Origin of the sequence: Polynucleobacter sp. JS-JIR-5-A7, assembly GCF_018687935.1 — a bacterium.
Lineage (GTDB): Bacteria > Pseudomonadota > Gammaproteobacteria > Burkholderiales > Burkholderiaceae > Polynucleobacter.
In genome coordinates, this window is record NZ_CP061308.1 from 1,448,319 (window position 1) to 1,470,535 (window position 22,217).

The 22,217-nt window shown below is 44.3% G+C and carries 29 protein-coding genes; 11 read left to right on the forward strand and 18 right to left on the reverse strand.

The annotated features are described in order from the left end of the window. Positions 1–5 precede the first annotated feature (5 nt). Entirely contained in the window at positions 6–803 is a 798-nt protein-coding gene (locus AOC29_RS07495; RefSeq protein WP_215295235.1) for a DUF3047 domain-containing protein, read from the reverse strand. A gap of 47 nt (positions 804–850) precedes the next feature. Here AOC29_RS07495 and AOC29_RS07500 point away from each other — a divergent pair, with 47 nt between their 5' ends. The 5 genes from AOC29_RS07500 to AOC29_RS07520 are packed head-to-tail and all read left to right on the forward strand — an operon-like array spanning position 851 to position 6,391. Then, positions 851–2,347 carry a glycosyltransferase family 39 protein gene (locus AOC29_RS07500; RefSeq protein ID WP_215295238.1) on the forward strand — a complete coding sequence of 499 codons (1,497 nt, stop codon included), beginning with the start codon at positions 851–853 and terminating at the stop codon, positions 2,345–2,347. Between the two features lie 49 nt (positions 2,348–2,396). Next, a complete protein-coding gene (locus tag AOC29_RS07505; protein ID WP_215295240.1) occupies positions 2,397–3,440 on the forward strand; it encodes a lysylphosphatidylglycerol synthase transmembrane domain-containing protein in 1,044 nt (347 codons plus the stop codon). A gap of 18 nt (positions 3,441–3,458) precedes the next feature. Next, the gene (locus AOC29_RS07510; protein ID WP_215295241.1) at positions 3,459–4,727 is read left to right on the forward strand and encodes a glycosyltransferase family 9 protein; all 1,269 of its coding nucleotides are present in this window, start codon (positions 3,459–3,461) and stop codon (positions 4,725–4,727) included. Further along, the gene (locus AOC29_RS07515) at positions 4,724–5,515 is read left to right on the forward strand and encodes a phosphatase PAP2 family protein (protein ID WP_215295243.1); all 792 of its coding nucleotides are present in this window, start codon (positions 4,724–4,726) and stop codon (positions 5,513–5,515) included. Before AOC29_RS07510 ends, AOC29_RS07515 begins: the two co-directional genes overlap by 4 nt. 6 nt (positions 5,516–5,521) lie before the next feature. Then, positions 5,522–6,391, forward strand: coding sequence for a 23S rRNA (adenine(2030)-N(6))-methyltransferase RlmJ (locus AOC29_RS07520; RefSeq protein ID WP_215295245.1), 870 nt, complete (start codon positions 5,522–5,524; stop codon positions 6,389–6,391). An 18-nt stretch (positions 6,392–6,409) separates the two neighbouring features. Here AOC29_RS07520 and AOC29_RS07525 read toward each other — a convergent pair whose 3' ends face one another. The 16 genes from AOC29_RS07525 to AOC29_RS07600 all read right to left on the reverse strand — a co-directional run bounded on the left by AOC29_RS07525 (position 6,410) and on the right by AOC29_RS07600 (position 18,892). Then, positions 6,410–6,976, reverse strand: coding sequence for a heme-binding protein (locus tag AOC29_RS07525; protein ID WP_215295247.1), 567 nt, complete (start codon positions 6,974–6,976; stop codon positions 6,410–6,412). Between the two features lie 68 nt (positions 6,977–7,044). Beyond that, positions 7,045–7,989, reverse strand: coding sequence for an LD-carboxypeptidase (locus tag AOC29_RS07530; protein ID WP_215295249.1), 945 nt, complete (start codon positions 7,987–7,989; stop codon positions 7,045–7,047). Continuing rightward, positions 7,986–8,444, reverse strand: a complete 459-nt coding sequence (gene tadA, locus AOC29_RS07535) for a tRNA adenosine(34) deaminase TadA (RefSeq protein WP_215295251.1) — start codon at positions 8,442–8,444, stop codon at positions 7,986–7,988. The genes AOC29_RS07530 and tadA overlap by 4 nt, the downstream gene beginning before the upstream one ends. Next, complete coding sequence (gene queD, locus AOC29_RS07540) at positions 8,445–8,909, reverse strand: 6-carboxytetrahydropterin synthase QueD (RefSeq protein ID WP_215295253.1); 465 nt, start codon at positions 8,907–8,909, stop codon at positions 8,445–8,447. 31 nt (positions 8,910–8,940) lie between these two features. Beyond that, positions 8,941–9,594, reverse strand: a complete 654-nt coding sequence (gene queE, locus AOC29_RS07545) for a 7-carboxy-7-deazaguanine synthase (protein ID WP_215295255.1) — start codon at positions 9,592–9,594, stop codon at positions 8,941–8,943. Positions 9,595–9,621: 27 nt separating this feature from the next. Continuing rightward, positions 9,622–10,350: a hypothetical protein gene (locus AOC29_RS07550; RefSeq protein WP_215295257.1), complete on the reverse strand. Its 729-nt coding sequence runs from the start codon at positions 10,348–10,350 to the stop codon at positions 9,622–9,624. Then, a complete protein-coding gene (locus AOC29_RS07555; RefSeq protein ID WP_215295259.1) occupies positions 10,326–11,027 on the reverse strand; it encodes a hypothetical protein in 702 nt (233 codons plus the stop codon). Before AOC29_RS07555 ends, AOC29_RS07550 begins: the two co-directional genes overlap by 25 nt. Positions 11,028–11,055: 28 nt before the next feature. After that, positions 11,056–11,853, reverse strand: a complete 798-nt coding sequence (locus AOC29_RS07560) for a ferritin-like domain-containing protein (RefSeq protein ID WP_215295261.1) — start codon at positions 11,851–11,853, stop codon at positions 11,056–11,058. Positions 11,854–12,367: 514 nt separating this feature from the next. Continuing rightward, complete coding sequence (locus AOC29_RS07565; protein ID WP_215295263.1) at positions 12,368–12,967, reverse strand: alternative oxidase; 600 nt, start codon at positions 12,965–12,967, stop codon at positions 12,368–12,370. A gap of 62 nt (positions 12,968–13,029) precedes the next feature. Continuing rightward, entirely contained in the window at positions 13,030–14,367 is a 1,338-nt protein-coding gene (locus AOC29_RS07570; RefSeq protein ID WP_215295264.1) for an NAD(P)/FAD-dependent oxidoreductase, read from the reverse strand. Positions 14,368–14,409: 42 nt separating this feature from the next. Then, positions 14,410–14,883, reverse strand: a complete 474-nt coding sequence (locus AOC29_RS07575) for a TspO/MBR family protein (protein WP_215295266.1) — start codon at positions 14,881–14,883, stop codon at positions 14,410–14,412. A gap of 26 nt (positions 14,884–14,909) precedes the next feature. Next, entirely contained in the window at positions 14,910–15,050 is a 141-nt protein-coding gene (locus AOC29_RS07580) for a hypothetical protein (protein ID WP_215295268.1), read from the reverse strand. A gap of 11 nt (positions 15,051–15,061) precedes the next feature. Beyond that, complete coding sequence (gene dxs / locus AOC29_RS07585; RefSeq protein ID WP_215295270.1) at positions 15,062–16,948, reverse strand: 1-deoxy-D-xylulose-5-phosphate synthase; 1,887 nt, start codon at positions 16,946–16,948, stop codon at positions 15,062–15,064. A gap of 14 nt (positions 16,949–16,962) precedes the next feature. Continuing rightward, positions 16,963–18,264 carry a glutamyl-tRNA reductase gene (gene hemA, locus AOC29_RS07590; protein WP_215295272.1) on the reverse strand — a complete coding sequence of 434 codons (1,302 nt, stop codon included), beginning with the start codon at positions 18,262–18,264 and terminating at the stop codon, positions 16,963–16,965. Between the two features lie 139 nt (positions 18,265–18,403). Then, positions 18,404–18,643 (reverse strand): hypothetical protein, encoded by a 240-nt coding sequence (locus AOC29_RS07595; protein ID WP_215295274.1) that lies wholly within the window; start codon positions 18,641–18,643, stop codon positions 18,404–18,406. A 42-nt stretch (positions 18,644–18,685) separates the two neighbouring features. After that, on the reverse strand, positions 18,686–18,892 hold the full coding sequence (locus AOC29_RS07600; protein ID WP_215295276.1) for a hypothetical protein: 207 nt from the start codon (positions 18,890–18,892) through the stop codon (positions 18,686–18,688). Positions 18,893–19,134: 242 nt separating this feature from the next. Between AOC29_RS07600 and pufB the strand changes: the two genes are divergently transcribed. From pufB to AOC29_RS07630, 6 genes are all read left to right on the forward strand, one after another. Further along, positions 19,135–19,278, forward strand: coding sequence for a light-harvesting antenna LH1, beta subunit (gene pufB, locus AOC29_RS07605; protein ID WP_112294365.1), 144 nt, complete (start codon positions 19,135–19,137; stop codon positions 19,276–19,278). Positions 19,279–19,293: 15 nt separating this feature from the next. Beyond that, the gene (locus AOC29_RS07610; protein WP_215295278.1) at positions 19,294–19,497 is read left to right on the forward strand and encodes a light-harvesting protein; all 204 of its coding nucleotides are present in this window, start codon (positions 19,294–19,296) and stop codon (positions 19,495–19,497) included. 87 nt (positions 19,498–19,584) lie between these two features. Beyond that, on the forward strand, positions 19,585–20,997 hold the full coding sequence (locus AOC29_RS07615) for a PucC family protein (protein WP_215295279.1): 1,413 nt from the start codon (positions 19,585–19,587) through the stop codon (positions 20,995–20,997). 47 nt (positions 20,998–21,044) lie between these two features. Next, positions 21,045–21,281, forward strand: coding sequence for a hypothetical protein (locus AOC29_RS07620; protein ID WP_215295281.1), 237 nt, complete (start codon positions 21,045–21,047; stop codon positions 21,279–21,281). A gap of 2 nt (positions 21,282–21,283) precedes the next feature. After that, entirely contained in the window at positions 21,284–21,466 is a 183-nt protein-coding gene (locus AOC29_RS07625) for a hypothetical protein (protein WP_215295283.1), read from the forward strand. Further along, positions 21,463–21,618, forward strand: a complete 156-nt coding sequence (locus AOC29_RS07630; RefSeq protein ID WP_215295285.1) for a hypothetical protein — start codon at positions 21,463–21,465, stop codon at positions 21,616–21,618. The genes AOC29_RS07625 and AOC29_RS07630 overlap by 4 nt, the downstream gene beginning before the upstream one ends. 24 nt (positions 21,619–21,642) lie before the next feature. Here the strand turns inward: AOC29_RS07630 and AOC29_RS07635 are convergent, their stop codons facing one another. Then, the gene (locus AOC29_RS07635) at positions 21,643–22,119 is read right to left on the reverse strand and encodes a glutathione peroxidase (protein ID WP_371819557.1); all 477 of its coding nucleotides are present in this window, start codon (positions 22,117–22,119) and stop codon (positions 21,643–21,645) included. Positions 22,120–22,217: the final 98 nt, after the last annotated feature.

Here is a 22,217-nt window from a genome sequence, read left to right on the forward strand (position 1 = left end):
AATCCTTATTTGGGGATTTTACGAATGAGCTCAATATCGCCATAAATAGCGCGTGTTTCTGACTTTGTATTATCAGTATCGGTTAATAAGGCAATCCCAATGACTTCACCAGGAGCCTCACCATAAGCATGTCTGTAATCAGCAGCAAGATCACGTTGATGTTTGTGCCAATTTCCTAAATTTTCCCAACCAGAATCCACCACAATCATTTTGATACGCGAGGTATGCGCATTGGTAATGACCGTGTCGATAGGAGACTTACCTGACCAGATATACATCAAAGTAGCGTATGGCATTTCTTGACCGCTAATGAGATTGGCCATCTCAAATGTCATTTTTTCTTTTAAAGAAAGTTTTGATTTATTGCCATCAAAGGCGACCAAAATTCTTAAGGGCGCATCATCTTGATAACTCTCAGCATTGTCAGCATCAGGCAAAGCGCCTAAAGCCTTCCATTCCCACTGTAACCATAAATTATTTGCTTGACGTGGGCGCAGTTTCACCGCCAACCCTGAAGCAGAGGTTTTGGAGTTGGCACTCAAAACAGTTTTGCCTTGGTAAGTTTCTAGGCGATAAACCGTATTCTTTTTATAAGGAGCAATCCGATAGAAATTCCAGCCATTAGGCATCCCATCGCGCGGAGTCTCAGCCGAAAATTTTGGCAACTCATCTTGTGCAGGAATTTGAGCAACATTAAAAGCCTGCCCTGACTCATTTTGCACTGATCCGCCACCCAGCCCTGCGCAAGCCGTTAGAGCCAGCGCAATGCAGACAATGAAGAAAAGGGAAAGGAGCTTGGGCATGGGCTAATTGTCCCAATTATTGACCTAAGTAAGTCTAAAATCAAAGTATGCGCCGACAATCTCCCTCTAGCTGGGCTGCAATCTGCATCTGTATTGCAGCAGTGGTGCACTTTGCTCTAGGCTTTGCGATTGAATTCTCGGTTGATGAAGCGCATTACGCACTGTATGCACAGCATCTAGCGTGGAGCTATTTTGATCATCCGCCACTCGTTGGCTGGATTCAGTGGCCACTAGTAGCACTCACCTCCTCCGAAGGCATTATTCGATTGATCCCAGAGTTGCTCTGGGTACTTTCCTGTTTCTTGGTTTATCAAGTGACTTTGGAGGTGCATCACTTTATCCAAGGACGTAACGCTGGATATCTGACAAGTGCACTGCCATCGTCTAACACTTGCGGACTCATGGCAGTACTAGCCATCATTGCGGCACCAATGCCACATGTATTAGCAATTGGCTTGTTACCCGACAGCTTACTCATTCCGCTGAGTCTAGTTCTGCTGTTGATGGCACTACGCTGGTTAATGAAAGATCACTTCAGCATTGCTGATTGGCTTATCACTGGAGCATTACTTGGTTTAGCGGGACTCAGTAAATATACTGCCGTCTTTACTGCAATGGCATTGCTGCTGATTTTTTTAAGTAGCCCTAGAAAACCTTGGATTAACAAAATCGGTTTTTGGCTTGCTGCAATTGTTGCTCTTCTACTCATTAGTCCTGTTCTATATTGGAATTGGACTCATGACTGGATCTCATTTAAATATCAAGTAGCTCATGGAGCTGGCAGTGTTTGGCTCTGGCGCAGATTTGGTGGCTACCTGGCTATCCAAGTGGTGGTCTATGGACCCCTACTCATTTTAGGTGCCTACCTTTTTATTAAACATTGTATTCACGGCACCAGACTAGCTTTATTAGCCTTACTAGGATTCTTTGTGATTCCTTTTGTAATCTTTACAAGTCTCTCTGCTGGTGGCGGATTACCACACTGGACATCACCTGCATGGTTTTGTCTGGCGCCATTTGCAGGCATTGGCTTAGCAAAAGCATGGTCCACTCAACGCCATCAGCTCATTCGAATTTTATTCATCGTACAAGTTGTACTCTGTTGTATTGGATTTACCTATGTTCTGTCTGGTGGCATGAATTCAGCAGCTATCAAATCCAACCCGATTGCAGATCTCTATGGCTGGAAACTAGCAGGTCAAAAGGCTGCTGAATTAACGCAAGCAACAAAAGCGAGTGGGATCGTCGTGCAAAATTGGACTTTAGGTAGTCGCACCGCTTGGTATGCCCAACCGATTCCCGTGTTTGTTTTGGATGAACGTCAAGACCAGTTTGATCTCTGGTTTGGGCAATTGCCCCGTGGGGCAAACATCATCCTCATAAATTGGTCGGGAATGTCTTTTGCACCCCCGCTTGGTAAGCAATCTGCCTTTGAACGCTGCGAAGCTTTGGATACCCTAGAAATTATGCGATTTGGACAAATCTTGTCTAAATTTGACTTTAGCCTTTGCAGCAACTGGCAAGGCACTGGTTTAGCGAAGTAATTCACCCAAATTCAAGACCTTAGGCGCCCAAAGCATTATCCTTACGCCTATGAGTTCACTGCCCCAGTCCACCCCAAAAGCCCAATCTGGGTGGAAATCAATGCTAAAGCGCGCCTGGCCGACCATTCGCATTTTGCTATCCATCGCCCTGCTTTGGAAAGCCACCAGCGGAATCGACTGGCATACCCTCCTTGATTCTGAAATCAAGATGCAACCAGCTTGGCTAATAGCTGCAGGAGTAGCAATTTGTTGCGCGTTTATTTGTGGCGGTCTGCGTTGGGGATTTTTAATGCGGAGTGTGGGTTTTCAAGGTGGCTTCAAAACTTATATCGCTCTATATTTTGCTGGCGGACTCATTAACCAAGGACTACCAAGTACGCTAGGGGGAGATAGTTATCGCGCCATCACCGCAACGCATCTCAACAGCACCGGAAATCTCACTGAAACAAAAGAGCTTGATGAAGAGCTTCATCACTCTGTTGATTTAGAGCATGCCCCTGCAAAACTGCGCCTCAGCTTTGCGATGGTTTTAGTGGATCGCTTTTTAGGTTTAGCGGGCAATAATTTACTCGGTGGCTTAGGCTTAATTCTCGGTGGCGCTACGCTTGCTGCCTGGGGACAAGATTTAGGTTACGCCGTTGTTGCCGTCATGGTGTTAGCAGGGTTAATCATCGCCTTGGTATTGGCTTGGGCGCCAACCCGTCGACTACTGCAAAACTTACTTGACCGCCTGCGCATGAACAACGCCATGCCTGGTATTCATTTGGCCTTTTCCTGGCCGATGAATATCGCACAAGCACTTTTCGCAATCGCCATTCATGGCTTCATTATTTTGGCTTTTGGTTGTTGCCTGAGAGCCTATGGTGCTGAAGCGCCAATCTCTAGCCTGATGATTGGCCTGCCCGCATTAAGTCTTTTGTTAATGCTCCCGATTAGTATTTCTGGCTGGGGTTTGCGTGAAGCAACTCTATCGTCTGTGCTAGCACTATGGGGCGTTAACCCTTCACTTACTGTATTAGCCTCTATAAGCTATGGTGCAATTACTGTGATCTCAGTCCTGCCGGGTGCTTACTTTTTATTAAAACGAAAATAATTCTTTCAGAGCAAAATTATGACTATTAGCGTCAATACCATGCGTGCCATTGATCATTGGGTTGGAGTACCCCTTTGCGCAATTGCCAGCCCATTAGTGGTATTGATAGATGGTGTAAAAAGAATTTTTAGCCGTGGTCCAAAAACTCCCAAGAAATTACTGTTTATCGAACTCTCCGAAATGGGGAGCGCCATCTTGGTTGACCCAGCGATGCGCAATGCACAAGCGCGTGGCGCTGAATTATTTTTCTTAATCTTTAAGAGCAATCGCGCTAGTCTCACCCTTTTAAATACGGTTAAGCCAGAAAATATTTTCACGATTGACTCTTCAAGCTTGGGTGGATTAATTAAAGACACCTTGCGCTTTTTGCTCGTCGCCCGTGCACATCGCATCGATACCGTGATTGATCTTGAGCTCTTCTCACGCTTTACTGCCCTTCTCACTGGACTATGTGGTGCTCGTCATCGCGTGGGCTATCACATTTTTCACGGGGAAGGTTTATGGCGTGGCTTCATGCTTACCCGCAAGGTGCATTACAACCCGCACATTCACATTACTAAAAACTTTCTCTCTTTAATTCATGCAGCTTTTGCAAAAGAGATTGAAGTGCCTTTTAGCAAAATTCAGATTCCGGATTCTGAAGTCAAACTTGAGCAAGCCATCATCCATCCAGATGTTATGAAAAAAGTGCTTGCTCGGATTGAAAAGAAAGCTGCTGAAGCCGGCATTCCCTATACCTATGGAAAAAATCGCCTCATTTTGATTAATCCGAATGCTAGCGATCTCTTGCCACAACGTCGCTGGGCGCAACAGCGCTTCTCGGAGCTCATTCAAGCTGTAAACCAGCGCTATCCAAACGATTTAATTCTGATTACGGGCTCCCCTACTGAATTTGTCTATGTCGATAAAGTGCGCTCTGTTGCCAATGTTAAAAATGCTCTGAACTTTGCAGGCCAAGTTACCTTTACTGAATTGCCACCGCTGTACACGCTATCTGATGTGATGGTGACCAATGATTCTGGCCCAGGTCACTTCTCTGCAGTGACACCACTCAGAACAGTGGTTCTGTTTGGACCAGAGACGCCCGCCCTCTACGGCTCTATTGGTAACTCTATTGCAATCACCGCCAATCTTGCTTGCTCACCTTGTGTGAGCGCAGCTAATCATCGCAAAACACCTTGTCAAGATAATGTCTGCATGCAAGCCATTTCGGTTGCGCAAGTATTAGATAAAGTGACTGTTCAATTGCAAGAAGCGGATAGAGCAAAAGGTCGTTCAGCTGGATGAGCAAGACAGCAATCCCCAAACTAGCTTGGTTTGTCCCGCTTGCTCCTATCGCTCTTGCTGCAGCGATTTACTTTGGGGAATTTCAAAGTAGTAGCTTTTTATTCATTAATCGTCTTACCCAGTTATTGCCTGACACAGTTTGGGCCTGGCTCACTTTTCTAGGAAATGGCTGGGGCATATTTGCATTGGCATTTCCGCTACTCCTTTTAGCGCCCCGCTTACTCACTGCCGGTTTATTTGCAGGTGCCCTCTCCGCAATTGCCAGCACAATTCTCAAAAACGGGTTTGATCTTCCAAGACCAGCTGGTCTTTTAGAGAATGGTAGTTTTTATCGCATTGGCGAGCCCCTGCTGCATAAAGCATTGCCATCAGGTCACACCCTTACGGCTTTCGCGATTGCCAGTGCACTGTATTTTGTCTCCAGCAGAGCGAAGCGTAGCCATCTATTGCCACTGTTCTTGGTTGCAGCATTAGTAGGCTTATCGCGCAGCGCAGTTGGTGCACATTGGCTCACAGACGTATTGGCCGGAGCAGGCGTTGGCATTTGGTGTGGGATGTTGGGTGCCCTACTTGCACAATACGTTCCAGAGAATCAACTATCCCTCAAGAATCTTTGGCCTCGCTTGATTGCTCTTGGCGGTGTTGTAGCTATCTATGCGCATTACACCCAAATTATGGATCTTGAATTAAATCTGCCATTGCAATATGCCTCCATTGCCATCGTAGCTATCACCTTCATATTTTTTGTTAAAGCGCAATTTAACAACTCACCTGGCAACCCAGAATAGTTTTGTATGTTTAGCTATCGACATGCTTTTCATGCTGGCAGCCATGCTGACATTCTCAAGCACCTTACCCTTATTCATCTTGTAGAGTATTTACAAGAAAAACCGGTAGCCTTGACGATGGTCGACACCCATGCTGGTGCTGGTATCTATAGCCTAGAGGATGGATTTGCTGCTGTGAGCAAAGAAGCAGAAGGTGGAATATATCGTTTATTGAAATTCAAAGATGCGGGCAATCCCATTCCAGAAAGCGTTCAAACATATTTGGATTGTATTAAGGCGGAAAATGTTGGGGGAGATCTCAAGACTTATCCTGGGTCCCCATTTATTCTGGCTCGACTGTTGAGACCGCAAGATCGCCTGAAGTTATTTGAACTTCATCCCAAAGAGATTGATATTCTTCGCCATAACATTGGAGAACTGAAGCAATCAAAACAGATTGATATTTATGCTGAAGATAGTTTTAGCAGACTGAAGGGCTTACTACCGCCTCCCAGTAGGCGCGGTTTAGTACTCATTGATCCTTCTTATGAAGACAAGCAGGATTATCGGTATTTAGAGCTTGCAATCGAAGAAGCATTACAGCGTTTTGCTACTGGCTGTTACGCAGTCTGGTATCCGATTCTTTCCAGAAGAGAATCTATCGCTCTACCTGATCGCATGAAAAAGATTTGCGCCGCTCATCAGCGCTCTTGGCTTCATACTGAGTTGCGTGTTGAGAATGCACCTGGTGAACGGCGCCTTCAAGCGAGTGGCATGTTCATTATTAATCCACCGTGGACACTAGAAAAGCATCTCGCTGATGCACTACCCACTTTAACCAAGGCTCTAGGTATTGATGGTGGAGCGCAATTCTTACTCAAGAGTTTTGAGGCATAAAACGAATCTTAGATTTACTCAGTCGCGCACATCAATCATGATCTCGTTGCGACGCATGAACGGTAGTGTCCAAGGCGGGTTATAGCGGGCGAATTTTGGTGAGCCATTCGCTGATAGATTGTGTGTCTTCATCCACTCTTCTAACTCTAAGACTCTCTCGGCGACTTTTTGACTGTTATAAAAACCTGAGAAGGTAATCACCGCTCTTTTGACTGCAGGAATTTGCCTGATCTGCACCTTTGAATTGAGGGGCTTCGGTAGCGTTTCCATAGTGTATTCAGAGGGCATGACAAATGAAACCACCCATTGCCCAGCCTTACTCTCAATATTGACTGGGGTGGTCATGGCTATCTTGGCACTTTTAGCAGGCTGCTCCTCTACCGCAACTGGAGTAGTCATCGCAATTTTTTCACTAACTTGGTTTTGGCCAAAGATATAAGCAGCAATGAGCCGAAAGCCTTGACCTGATGCTTCATCGAGATCGCCCTCAACCTGAACCTCAGCCAAAATCATCGGCGCATAAGATCGAAGTTCAAATGGGGGCGCCTTTTCAAGCACGGAATATTTTGGTTCTTCAATTGCCATGACTACCCCCGTGAAAGTCAGCGCTAAAAAAAGAATACTTTGCGTAATAAATCTTTTAAAAGACATCTTCACCAGCTTGCCTTAAGATTAAAGCCTGCAGCACTGTACTGAAGAGTGGCACTTGCTCCAACGGGTAGAGTAAGTTTATTGGCTTGATGGCCAAATGGTAGATCAGTCAAAATAGGAATGGATTTTGCTAGGCGATGACGAATAGCCTCAACTGCACGCTCAAGCGTATAGCCTTTATCGTTGTCATATAAACGATATGCTGAGAAACCCCCTAGTAATACTGCTGCCTGATTACCCAGTACACCAGCATCCAATAACTGCATCAAGGTTCTTTCCAGCCGATAGGGATGCTCATTCACATCCTCTAAAAATAAAATACCGCCCTTGGTTTGGGTGCTTGATGGCAGGTAAGATGTTCCGATAAGACTGGCTAGCACCGTGAGATTTCCACCCCACAGCATTCCAGTAATTGAACCTGAATCTACTTGCCCCAAGAATGCTTGAGATGCATTAATAGTGCAATCGAGTTTTCTTTCTTGTATGGCAGATAAGAAATGCTTCCACATGAATTCATCTGGAGGAATTGGCTTGCCATTCTCATCGATTCTGCCAAAGTCATAATTGAGCATAGGGCCAGATAAAGTAATCGCGCCCGTCTTAGCCAAGAGACCCAACTCAAAACTGGTGAAGTCGCTATGCCCACAAATCTGGAGCCCACCCTTCACTGCTTGAGCAATTGCATTCCATTGAATATCAGACAGCAAACGATGAATACCATAACCACCACGCATTGCCATCACAATTTGCTTCGTATCTAATGTGGCTAAGTGATTGAGCTCATTTAATCGCTCGGCATCACTTCCAGCAAAACGCTCGTGTACACGATGAACACAATCAGGATTATGAATCGCCATACCCTGGCTTTTTAACCAAGCCATCCCCGCTAAGGGGCTCTTCTCATCCAGACTAGCGCCTGATGGAGCAACGAGATGGATGGAGTTCAACGTCGCTCCTTAAAGAAGCTGCGCAGTAATTGACCACACTCTTCACTCATGACGCCACCCTCAACGCTGGTTTGATGATTAATTTCTTTTGAAGAGAATACATCCAAAACACTTCCAGCGGCACCTGTTTTAGGATCTAGTGCGCCAAAGACAAGCCGCTCTACCCTGGCATGCAGGATGGCGCCTGAGCACATTGCACAAGGCTCTAGGGTTACATATAGGGTAGTGCCTGGAAGGCGATAATTTGCTTCTACCCTTGCCGCTTCTCTCAGAGCCAGCATCTCGGCATGCGCACTAGGATCATGATGCGAGATAGGTTGATTAAATCCCCTAGAAATGACCTTACCGTCGCGTACTAAAACTGCACCAACCGGCACCTCATTTGCAGTAGCAGCTAATTGAGCTTGCTCAATCGCTTGCTCCATAAACTGATGATCAAGTTCAGCTTGATTCATTTAAGTAGGGTGAACGTCAGCCCAACAATTTGGAGTTTCATATAGACGAATTGCTGAGAGCTCAAGACGACCACTAAATGCTTTAGCAAAGACAGGCTGCAAAATAGCGAATGCAGCATTTGCCAGATTCTCGACAGTAGGAACATGCTCCATGATGACGGTTTTATGATTTGGCAATGTCGCCAAGAATGCCACCAAACCTTGATCTTCTTTAGCCACTAAAAATGCATGATCCCATGGTTCAACAACATGTTCATTGGTGAGCTTTTTGATATCACCAAAATCTAAGACCATGCCATCATCGGCTTTGCCAGGATGATCTGCTACCTCACCAGTCAAGGTCACCTCGATTGCATAGCGATGCCCATGCAAATGCTTGCATTGCCCATCATGATTTGGAATGCGATGACCTGAGTCAAACTCAAGACGGCGGGTAATGGAGATAGCAGCTTGTTTACTAGTCATTTGGTACTTTAAAGAATTGGGCGCAGCCCTTTTATCGGATTCCAATCAGTTTATGCGATTGAATACTCAGTCTCCACAAGGGACGTTTTTGGCACAAACCCACTGCCAGCTCTGTATTGCTTTTCAGGTTTGGTCCATCCATGGGTTGCAAGAAGCGATTGCGGTAGTCCATCTTCTCAAAACGGGCCATTAGATTTTCTACAGAATCATGTCCAGCTTGCGGAACCACCAACTTGAGTTCGTTTGCCTGCAACACAATCAGATCAGACCCTGCCTTTGGACTAACACAAACCCAGTCAACTCCTTTTGGAACCTTGATGGTGCCGTTGGTTTCAATCGCCACCTCAAAACCTTTTTGATGAAGCACGGTGATGAGCTCTTCATCTAACTGCAAGAGTGGTTCACCACCAGTAAACACTACATAACGTTGCTGCGGGCCTGCCGAAGTACTTCTCCAAGCAGTCTCTATATCCTTTGCTAAATTATTGGCAGTCTCAAATTTTCCACCACCAACACCATCACTACCGACAAAATCGGTATCGCAAAATTGACAGACTGCTGAAGCACGATCCTCTTCACGACCACTCCATAGATTGCACCCGGCAAAACGGCAAAAAATAGCAGCACGTCCAGCGTGAGCGCCCTCACCTTGTAAGGTTGGAAATAGTTCTTTAACGGTATACATAGCAATATGCTATTTTAAGCGCTTTGCTTACTTCCAGGAGACCAGCTCCCATTGCCAATAGTCTTCCCAATAGGCGTTTGACCAGAACACTCCGGGCGTAATATAGCGCCCACTGCCCCTACGGATCACCCAGCGCCCGATTTCTGGAGAGAACCAAACATCTTCCTCGCGGATATTTTGAACTCTAAAGAGGTCATTACTCTCAAAATAAGGTATCTCATTGTGGAGGTGAAGGGTCAGAAACTTTCCTGCTGGAGACTGGATTTGCTCCCAAGCAAGTGCCGACATATTGAGTCCCCAGTAATAACTTCCATCTGGATAAGTGGGAACTTGATAGTGGGTTTTATAAAACCGATGCCAGCCCACCTGAAGTTGTTCAGGCCAAAGAGGAATTGCCTGCTGAAATTTTTGTGGAGGGCTCCAATGCGGATCCTGCAAGACAAAGCCCCAGGGCGCTTGGATTTCATCGGGCAATGGACCCGACTTAACTCCCGAGCGTGTAATACGAATTTCACTACCTACCGAGACAACTCTTTCGGTGACGGTATCAATGATTTCTTGGTTAAATACATTACGGACTTGGTAAACCCATTCTTGCCCTACCTTGGGCGCCCGAACGATTGGCGTTGGTATGGGTTGACCTACATTGACACCTTGAGGAAATGGCTGCGAAGAAATGCACCCTAGCAAAAAAATTGGCAGGGCTACTAAAAAGAATCTGCGCCAGTGTTTTACTTGTATGAAGTGAGTTGCCATTGAAGACTATCTTCCAAATTAGGCATGCCTAACTGACCCTGAATCATATAAGAGCCAGAGGATTCGCGGGCAACCCAACGACCAATACTGGGAGCAAACCAGACAGTTTCTTTACGGATGCAATTGACTTTGTTGTCATCATCGCTCACATAATTAATCAGATTTTGGTAACGCAAAGTCAGAAAAATGCCTGCAGGTACAGTCATTTGTTCCCAACCGTGGGCGCTCATATATTCTTGCCAGCCATAAGCATTATCTGGGTAGCCTGCCAAGCTATATTTGGTAATCAATTGCTTACTCCAGCTTGAAGCTAACTCTTGAGGCCATAAAGGGATGGCTGGGTTAAAGCTAATGACCCTAGACCAATGCGGATCTCGAATCACTGTACCCCAAGGTCCTTGAATTTCATTGGGTAGTTTTTCGCCGCTTTCGTTCGATCGATCAACCACAATCGTTGAACCAATGCTGGCTACACGCTCAGTAATCAGCCCTAAATTTTTACCGTCAAATACATTGCGTTTAACGTAGGTCCATTCCTGGCCAACTTGGGGCGCACGAATAGCGGGTGCCGGGTTAGGCTGCGCAACTGGAATGCCACGCTCATATGAAAGCGGGACGCCACAAGCTACCGGCGCTAACGCAGCCGATGTGATGAATGTGCGACGAGATAAATTCATATACTCTCCTAATCAATATTTATTATGACTATACCCCAAGCAAACTGAGCTCTTCAGCAGTAAATCCTGCTTGCTTACGAGCCTCGAAATTAAATGGCCCCCGTAATTTGGGTGCGGAATATTTTTTTGCTAGATCTCTATAGGCGGTAATTGGCGAGAGATTGTCTTTCTCGCATAAGAAATTGAACCAATGATTACCAATGGCAACATGACCGATTTCATCTCGGAGAATGATCTCTAGAATATCTACTGCGCCGAGCTCTTTAATTTGCTTGAAACGATCTCGAATCATGGGTACGGCATCTAGGCCCCTAGCTTCCATGGTGCGCGGAACAAGCGCCATCCGAGCAATGACTGAGTCTTGTGTTCTCTCTACCATTTCCCACAAACTATTGTGTGCAGAAAAATCACCATAAGAAAATCCAAAGGATTGGATATATTCGTTCACTAGTGTGAAGTGGTAAGCCTCTTCTTTGGCAACTCTGAGCCAATCTTCATAGTATTGCTGAGGCATGTTAGGAAAACGCCAAATCGCGTCTAAGGCAAGATTAATCGCATTAAATTCGATATGGGCTAGTGAATGCAATAAAGCCACCCTTCCCTCGACGCTATCCATTTTTCTTTTGGGAACCTGAAGAGGTGGAATCAATTCAGGCCGTTGTGGGCGCCCAGGCAAAGCCAGATCTTGACTATTCAATAGTGCAGCAGGATTTATGTCGACGAGTTGCTTGTGATATTCGTCAAATAATTGAAAAACTCGGCTTGCCTTTATTTGCGCATCGGTAATGGCCAGTATTTCAAGAGTGGCTTGGCGTAACTCAGTCATTTATCAACAATATATAGGGTTCTCAAAGCCTACAAGAAAGATTGCATCGTCATATTTTCCACGATGAAAACTCATTGCCATTATAGGAACAGGTCTTGTATGATCAACAGAGTCTAGAACAAACGCTATTGCTTAGGGATCGATGAAATGTCCAGAGATAAATTGGGATTGTTTGCATTTGGCTTAGTACTAATAGGCTTTGTGGTGTTTGTAAAAACCGGCTCCTTTTTTCTCTTTTCCATAGGCATCGTATCTGTCGCCCTGTTAGTGTTTTCAAAAAGCAAATTCATTAAATAGATGACTGGTGAAAAACTAGAGCTAATCTTTGAGTTTGGTGTGATATTGATCTCACCCATCATCTATCATCTCTACCTTTTGAAATACAAAAAAATTGCGCGAGAAATTGTTTTTAAGGATATCAAGATTTACTTGTTCCTTTACATTCTGATTGCCATCACCGGCTTATTCGCTCTATTGAGATAGCCCAATCATGAAGGCTGAGTTGGCTTAAATCCTAACGGTCGTATTCGCTAGCAAACTCATGATTCACGTCGCGATGCTTTGCCTCATCCTCTCGGACTGCAATCACCACATCACGCAATGTAGCGTCTGCAGATAAGTTCCAATAATCAATGGCAATTTTTGGCGCAGGGATATTAGGTAAGCTTCCATTATCAATTTCACGTAAATATTCTGTATAGGAATAAACCGCTTCTTCTTCAAAATATCCAACAATACGATGAGCTGTTCTTGGAAAAAAAACGTAGATAACAAAAAACATATTCCAAAATACTGCTTGCGCAGTCAGGACTAAAAAGCGCTCAAAGGCATTTGGCTTAGCAATCTCAATGAAAGTCATTAAGTGCATTCTTTCATTTTCCGCTTCATCCAACAAAGTACGAATCTTGGGACCATATCCTGTTTTCATCTTGCGCAAACTGGTCAGATGCGTCCACATCCCAGAAACCATGCCAGGAACGCCTGCAACGGTCTCAAGAACGACTGCGCGGTGACCATATCTTTTTTGGAAAAAAGTATCTGCAAAAAAACGCATACTTTTTGTAAAGAAAAGGGCCACCCGGTCGGAGAAATTAATAGGTTGGTAGTGACTCATTTGATACTCTTAAGCTTGTTATTTGTATAAATATTACTCGCTTAAGTAAATATCTGCTTGGCTCAGTGAAGCTTGACGATAGAATGCGTTCTACGGTGGATTAAACGGCTGATCGTGTCTAAAGCCACCTTAACCCAGCCATGCAGGGCCAGTTGATGAAGTTTGTATAGGCTGATGTACATCAGCTTTGCAAACAAACCTTCCACCATCAGACTACCGCCAATCAAACCTCCCATCATGCTGCCCACACTACTGTATTCGCCCAAGGATACGAGCGAGCCAAAATCGCGATATTGATAAGGTCGCAGCGGCTTGCCGTCCATGATTTGATTGATTTGGGAAAAGAGATGTGAGGCTTGTTGATGGGCTGCCTGAGCTCTAGGAGGAACAATGCCGCCCTTGCCATTATTCGCCTCTGGCCATGGACATGCAGCACAGTCTCCCATTGCAAAAATATGAGGGTCAAGGGTAGTTTGTAAGGTTGGTAATACCAACAGTTGATTAGCACGATTACTTTCTAAGCCGCCAATCCCATTCAAAAAGTCTGGCGCCTTAACCCCAGCCGCCCACACAATTAATTCAGCTGGAATTTCTACGCCACTAGATAAACATACTCGATCAGACTGGATTTCTTTTACCTTAGCATTAGTCATGACTTCAACGCCAAGATCGGTGAGTAATTTTTCAGCCGCGCTGGAGATTCTTGCAGAGAGTGCAGGCAATATCTTAGGAGCAGCCTCAATCAAAATGACTTTGAGATCTTTCTCGGGATCCACGCGATCCATGCCAAAAGAAATAATCGCACGCGTAGTGCGATGTAATTCTGCGGCTAACTCTACTCCAGTAGCACCAGCCCCAATAATGACAACCTGTAATTGATGGGCTTCCAAAGGCTTGGTTTGAGCTTGCGCCCTAAGACAAGCATTGATCAAACGTAAGTGAAAGCGCTTTGCATCTACAAGAGACTCAAGCCTTTGAGCATATTGTTCAACGCCCGGGGTACCAAAATCATTCGTTAAGCTACCAATAGAAATAATTAGGGTGTCGTATTGAATCGTTTGCTGAGGCGTAATCAATACACCCGCGTCATCATAAAAAGGGGCCACCTGAATTTGTCGGTTGACTCTATCTATACCGGTTAACTCACCTAAGCGAAAACTAAAATGATGCCAGTGTGCTTGCGCAATGTAGTCTAGCTCTTGATCGGCAAGATCCATAGAGCCTGCAGCAACCTCATGCAGTTTTGGCTTCCATAGATGGGTACGATTCTTATCCACCAAAATAACGGATACTTTTTTAGAGCCACTGTTACGGGAGCGAAAACGATCGCCGAGTTTGGTTGCGAGCTCTAGACCGCCAGCACCACCTCCCACAATCACGATTCGATGTTCTTTAGTCATGGACTTCTCTTAATTTGTTTTACCTGCATCCCAGTCGCACTTTTAGGCAAAGGGGCCATTCAGTCGAACTGTATCCCAATTTAAAACAATCGCAATACTGACCCATACTAAATACGGCAAGATATATAAGCTATATTTAGTAGAAATTTTTCTGATTGTCAGAAAAATAGCTAGCACTGAAAGCCATAAAAACACGGCTTCATATAAAGACCAATCAGGTCTTTGAAAACGAAAATACAAAATGCTCCACAGTAAATTCAGAAGTGCATTGAGCCAAAAGAAAATATTCAGGCGACTGAGAATCAAAGTATCCGAGGTCAAGTGTTTTACCCCTACCCAAGCGATACCTGAAAGAATAAAAATAGTAGACCAAATGGGACCAAATAAAAAATCAGGGGGTTTCCAAAAAGGCTCTTTTAAAGCGTGGTACCAAGGCCCCAAATCCGTTGCCAAGCCGCCCAGAATCGCTATGGATAGGCCCCACACAAATGGCACGACCATTTTCTTATTCAACATGGGTTAATCAGCCTTTGGTTCAGTATTTAAGCGTAATAGTTGATTAAGAAAAAAATCAGAATGAAAAGATTCAGAGTACCAAAGATGATGGCAACAGGTTTACCAATGTATTGCCACTTTTGTTCTTTTGATAAACCTTGAGTGTCTTTTTTTTCTTTCTTAAACATGAAATAGATCGTTAGATTTGAAAATGCTCACGCACCTTAGTCAGAATTTTTTTCGGGGATAGGCCATAAAAATCTAGCAGCACATTAATATCACCATGCTCGACATACTCATCGGGTAGACCAATTTGTAAAGTCGGTATTTGAATCTTATTTGCTGATAAGGCTTCTAAACAGGCGCTACCAGCCCCTCCTTGGATGGCGCTATCTTCAACAAAGACCAAAGCATCATGATTTTTTGCTAGATCTAATAATAATTTTTCATCTAGAGGTTTCACAAAGCGCATATCGGCAACCGTAGCATCAAGCTCCTCTGCAGCCTCTAACGCACTGTAAAGCAAAGGACCAAAACAAACGAAAGCAATCTTTTTACCGACGGCTACAGTATTTTTGATTTTGCGAACGATCAATCCTTCGCCAACAGTAATAACCTCAAGTTTCTGAGAGGCTTCAGGACCCAATCCAGAGCCCCGTGGATAACGCACCACTGAGGGACCATTTAAGCTAAAAGCTGTGGTCAACATATTTCTGCAATCTGCTTGATTAGATGGCGTCATGAGAACCACATTCGGCAAGCATCTTAAAAAGGCCACATCAAATGCACCTGCATGTGTTGCACCATCTGCACCAACCATGCCGGCTCGGTCTACGGCAAAGACAATCGGTAAATTTTGCAAGGTCACATCGTGGATCAGTTGATCGTAGCCCCTTTGTAAAAAGGTGGAATAGATAGCGACTACTGGCTTGAGACCTTCACAAGCAATACCTGCCGCAAAAGTCACCGCATGTTGTTCTGCAATGCCTACGTCAAAGTAACGTTCAGGAAACTGTTTTTCAAACTGAACTAGACCAGAACCCTCGCGCATCGCTGGCGTAATACCAATCAGACGCTGATCTTGCTTTGCCATGTCGCAAAGCCATTCACCAAACACTTCGGTATAGGTTTTTTTACCTGGCGCGGAAGGCTTTAGACCTTCGCTAGGATTAAATTTTCCTGGCCCATGATAAGCAATCGGATTTAACTCTGCCCTCTCGTATCCTTTACCTTTTTTGGTAACGATATGCAGAAATTGTGGGCCATCAGTTTGAGCAATCTTTTTTAAATTACTCAATGTGACAATCAAATCTTCCAAGTTATGACCATCGATTGGGCCATAGTAATCAAAACCAAATTCTTCAAAAATGGTAGCTGGACCAATCATCCCCTTAGCATGACCCTCCAGTCTTTTTGCAAACTCTCGCAAGGGAGGGCTATAGGAAAGCACCTTATCTAAGCCTTTTTTAGTGGCCCCATAAATTGAACCGCTAATGAGTTTTGCTAAATATCGATTGAGAGCTCCGACGGCTGGCGAAATCGACATTTCGTTATCGTTCAAAATCACGATCAAGGGAATGGATTTATCAACTCCGGCATTATTTAAACCTTCATAGGCCATGCCCGCGCTCATGGAGCCATCTCCAATCACGGCAACCACATTGCGCTTTTCGCCCTTCACTTTACTGGCGACCGCCATTCCTAAAGCAGCTGAAATACTGGTGGAAGAATGTGCTGTGCCAAAAGCATCGTATTCGCTTTCCGAACGCTTAGGGAATCCAGACAAGCCTCCAAACTGGCGCAACTGAGGCATTCCCTCTCTGCGCCCAGTCAAAATTTTATGAGCATAGCTTTGATGGCCTACGTCCCAAACGATTCTGTCATCAGGCGTATTGAAAACGTAGTGCAAGGCGACTGCTAACTCTACTGTTCCAAGATTAGAAGATAGGTGCCCACCCGTACTAGCAACAGATTGAAGGATAAATTCACGCAATTCATCGGCCAATTGTGGAAGCTCAGACTGTTCGAGTTGCTTTAAGTCCTGCGAAGAATTAATCGTATGGAGTAGTTTGGTGACCTGGAGCATATTCAACGCCGTCATTATTTTGGAGGATAAATACTAGTGAGAATTCGCTTGAAATCTTCGATCTCATTATTGGGTGAATTTTGTAATGCATTGATAGGGGCATGCATAAATTTATTCGCTAGGGCATCTGCCATGATCGATAAAACCTCAACTGGATCTTCGCCCCTTTTAATGCGCCGCACTGCTTTTTCCAATTCAATTTCTTTGAGTCGGCCTGCAGTATTTTGCAAGGACTGAATGATTGGCACTAGTGTTCTTTTTTGTAGTGTCTGGAAAAATTCACTCACACCATTGTCAATAATAATTTCAGCATCAGCCATTGAGAGCTCGCGGATATTACGACCTTCATTAACCAGGCTGCCCAAATCATCAACCGAATACAGGTAGGCATCCTTGAGAGAGCGAATCTCTGGCTCTATATCACGTGGCACAGCTAAGTCGATTAATACAATCGGCCTACTATTTCTAGTCTTCAAAGCTGTTTTAACAAGTCCCATACCTATGATGGGTAAGGAACTAGCCGTGCATGAAACAACGACATCAAACTCATGCAAACGGGTTGGTAGCGATTGCAAAGGAAAAGAGTCGGTTTTCAAACCCTTCTCAGCAAAAACTTTGGCCATTTCGTCGCCACGGTCAACGGTACGATTCGTGATCGCAATCTGCTTTGGTTTTTTACCAGCAAAGTGTGAGGCGCATAACTGAATCATTTCGCCTGCACCAATAAATAAGACTTTTGAGTTATTTAAATCACCAAAGATTCTTTCGGCTAAGCGAACTGATGCGCTAGCCATAGAAACTGAATGTTTACCAATATCCGTTGTTGCGCGTACTGCCTTAGCAACTGAAAAAGTTTTATTAAATAGTGGCTTTAAATAGGACCCTAATGTGCCTGCTTGGTCCGCGAATTCAACCGCTTTCTTCATTTGACCCAGAATCTGAGTCTCACCCAAAACCATTGAGTCCATTCCACAACTCACTCTAAATACATGCTTTACAGCATCAGTCTCTTTTGCAGAATAAATATATGGCTTTAATGCATCACTGTGCAGACGCTTTTGTGCAGTCAGCCAATCAAAAGCACGCTCTTCTAAATGATGACTCGGTTGAGTCACATCATTAGCGGCACAGTAAATCTCCATGCGATTGCAGGTCGATAAAATGGCGACTTCAGGCATTAACTCGCGATGGGTGCCTCGCAAATAATCACGAAGATCCAATAACGAGTCTTGCAAATCCTCTGGAGAAATAGCGACACTCTCTCGAATATCAATTGGAGCAGTGTGATGGTTCACACCAAGATTGAGTAATTGCATACGAGAGGCTATCTAAAAATAGCTTGAAGTGGGCGTAGAAAAATCATGAAAATGATTCTTCCCCGTGATTCACAAGATGTCAATCAAGATTGACACCTATTTCAGTTTCCCACCTAGGGAAAACCCACATATGAACCCATTATTGCTGGCTCTTAGCAGCAGCCTCGTAAGTTTTAAATTTTTTGTATGAATTCACTGTGGAATACAAGGCCAAGGCCGTGATCAGCACAAAAAGTAAATTGGTAAATGAATACTCCTGATAGAGAATCCAGATCTGCCCGAGCAAGGCGATGGGGAAGACAACGATGGCAAATTTGAGCCAAAGCATGGTTCTTTTAAACTTCGCATCAATTGGGCTCGATGTAGATTGCTTATTCATAACCTATCCTTATCAAACAAGAGGCTGGACCTCACATTAATCTCAACGCAGTATACGAAAAATGAAGCTTGTGAGGCCCTGCGCAAGAATGAAGGTGAAAATTGCCCCCATGAGGCCCATAAAAACACCAGGGACGTCTCCTAAATCGAGCTGCTTGGCAAATAGAAGGGACATGGCAAACCCGCCTGCAGCACAAGCGATCTCAAAAATGATTTTGATAGTGCTAAAACGCTCACTAGATAGACTCATATGACACCTCAATAGACCGTGTTCGGAGCCCATTTTATCCCCCAAAAGCCCTAAAACAGCTCAAAAATAGCTGTTTTACAATCTATTCTGCAGTGCAACACATTGACTTATAAGGGAAATTCCTTAGAAAAGTGTCTAGATTTTTTTACACATTAGGACTAAATTCACCTTGTGGCAAAGAAGGTTAATTAGTACCCTCGTGTGGGTTTGCACGACGCAGTTAGATTTGAGAGGAAAACACTATGACAAATAACACTCTTACAGGTCTGAGTGTTGAGGAAGCGGAAGAGCTACATCGCAACCTCATTCAAGGTACGCAATTTTTTGGGATGATCGCAGCACTTGCCCATTTACTTGCTTACATCTATTCACCTTGGTTGAAGTAATTTAAGGAGCTTAAGATGATCTACGGAAAAATGTGGACAGTAGTAAAGCCAACAGTTGGTATCCCATTGTTTTTGGGTGCAGTAGCAGTTGGTTCCTTTTCAGTTCATTTGGCATTACTTAATAACACAACTTGGGTGAAGGCTTTTTTAGAAGGCGGTAAGTCTGCTAAGGCTGGCGCTACTTCTGGAGCGCCCGCGGCACCAGCAGCACAAAAATAAGTTTTATTTTGTCTCATAAGACCTAGATCGTTAGATCTGGGTCTTATTTTTTTGTTTTGCATACTCGTCAGTTAAACTCAGTTTTAGATGAATCGCTTTAGTCAAAAATTAATCAGTACCTGGGCTAATTTAGGTCCCCGTTTTTTGCCCTTCGCAGACGCCGCTTCTGCTGAACTACCACTAGGTAGATTACTCAGGCTATCCCTCTTCCAAGTATCAGTTGGCATGGCCTTAGTGCTCTTAGTGGGCACACTGAATCGAGTAATGATTGTGGAGTTACATGTACCAGCATCATTGGTATCGATCATGGTTTCCTTGCCCATTATTTTTGCTCCTATTAGAGCGCTGATTGGTTTTCGCTCCGACACTCATAAATCTGCTCTCGGTTGGCGTCGTGTTCCTTATATTTGGATGGGAACCATGGTGCAATTTGGTGGGCTAGCCATCATGCCTTTTGCTTTGCTAGTGTTAGCTGGTGCAGGTAATGCGAGCGAAGCGCCAGCATGGATTGGACTAGCAGCTGCTGGACTGTCATTTTTATTTGTTGGCGCCGGCATTCACACAACTCAAACTGTTGGTCTTGCCTTGGCTTGTGATCTTGCACCACCTAAGGCGCAACCTAATATTGTTGGCCTGATGTTTGTGATGTTACTCATTGGCATGATTGGTAGCGCTTTGATTTTTGGTCAGTTATTAGAAGAGTACAGCCCTGGACGCTTAATCCAAGTCATTCAAGGAAGTGCTGTCGTCACGATTTTGTTGAATGCCATTGCACTTTGGAAACAAGAAAGCCGCGAAGAAGCGCGTGCTAGAGCGCAAGTCGCTAGAGAACAAAACTTTAAAGAGTCTTGGGAAACCTTCAAGGAGGGTGGTCAAGCAATTCGTCGCTTAATTGCAGTAGGTTTTGGCACCATGGCATTTAGCATGAATGATGTTTTGCTAGAGCCTTATGGTGGTGAATTATTAAACATGAGTGTGAGTGCTACCACTGTGTTAACTGCTACTTTGGCCGTTGGCTGTTTGTTTGGCTTTAGTATTGCCTCCAAGGTATTAAGTGCTGGTTACGATCCTTTTAAGATGGCTAGTAATGGCGCCAAAATTGGTATTCCTGCATTCATGTTGGTCATCATCGCTGCGCCATTTAATAGCACTCTCATTTTTATTCTCGGGGTGGTATTAATTGGCTTTGGTAACGGGCTATTTAGCCATGGCACCTTAACTGCCACCATGAGATATGCTCCAGAAAATCAAAGTGGCTTGGCATTGGGTGCATGGGGAGCAGTGCAAGCAACTGCTGCAGGGATTGCAGTTGGCTTTGGAGGCATTTTTCGGGATATTTTGGCTGGCATGGCTTCCAGAAATTATTTTGGCGAAGAGCTCAATAGCCCAGCTACCGGTTACTGCGGTGTCTATCTAATAGAAATCATCTTGCTGCTCATCACTATCGCAGCAATGACCAATTTCATATGGCCAGCCAAGTCAGTAGAGTCGGTTGCTTAATTGAAGCTGCCTGCTAGGCTCCCAAGCTACTAGCCGTCATCAACCCAATGACCAACTTACCGCAATTAGCTGAAAAGACCTTCATCCTTTCGGGCTTCTTCATTAGCTCGGTTAGCTTTATCTTGATTAGCTTGAGTCTGTGGGACTTCATTTCTGCCGATATGTTTTCTTTTGGTCTTTCTTCAGGCATTCGTGTATTGGGTGGCTGCGCTATCATTGGATGCCTTCTGAGCGCAATTGGCTACGGAATTGGGGATTATTTTAATAACGAAGTGAAGGAGTGAATATGTTTAAAAAATCAGATTACTTCATTCTCATGGCGGTGGTAATTTCATTCTTTACCTCAGCCTATTTATGGTTTGTAGTCCAAGATCGTGAGCAGTCGATCTTTACAGCGCTTTGGGTGCCCTCAATATTTTGCTTTGGGATTTATTTCAAATTATCTGCATTATTGAATCGTAAAAAATGAGTAACACTACCCTACTCCTTCTATCGATCTTTGTTTTTTGTCTCTTAATTGCTGGCCTGTATTACATGGTTCGTGAATTTATGGGTGAAGTTCAAGATGCCTTCCCAGATGTCAACGAATGGTTAGACTCCGATAAGAAGAAAAAGAAGTAACTACTTCTCTAGGCAGCATCTCATTTAGAGTAGTTTTTGAAGCGCTTCTTCCATCTTGCTAGCGCCATCGGCTGATGCAAGTCGTGTGATGGATTGACCATCTTTGCTCACAATAAACTTAGTGAAGTTCCACTTAATACCAGTGGTTCCCAATATGCCAGGAGCCCGATCCTTTAAATAAGCATACAAGGGATGAGTGTTATCCCCATTCACATCAATTTTCTCAAACATCGGAAAAGTCACACCATAGTTAGTGCTGCAAAAGCTTTGAATCTGCTCTGCAGAGCCCGGCTCTTGAGCGCCGAATTGATTACATGGGAAGCCCAATATCTCCAGGCCTTTGGCTTGATTTGCAGTGTAAAGATTTTGTAAATCACGGTATTGAGAAGTGAATCCACAGTTACTGGCAACATTGACGATTAAGAGTGTCTTGCCAGCATAATCCTGTAAATTTTCTGCACTTCCATCAAGTCTTTTGAGGGGGATATTCGGTAGCATGATGACTCTCCATATTCATAAAATTGGTCTGCAAGTATTTTCTATTCAGGTCATAATAAATGCATTATCTTTACCTTGCTTTTTGCCCCATTACCCTAAAA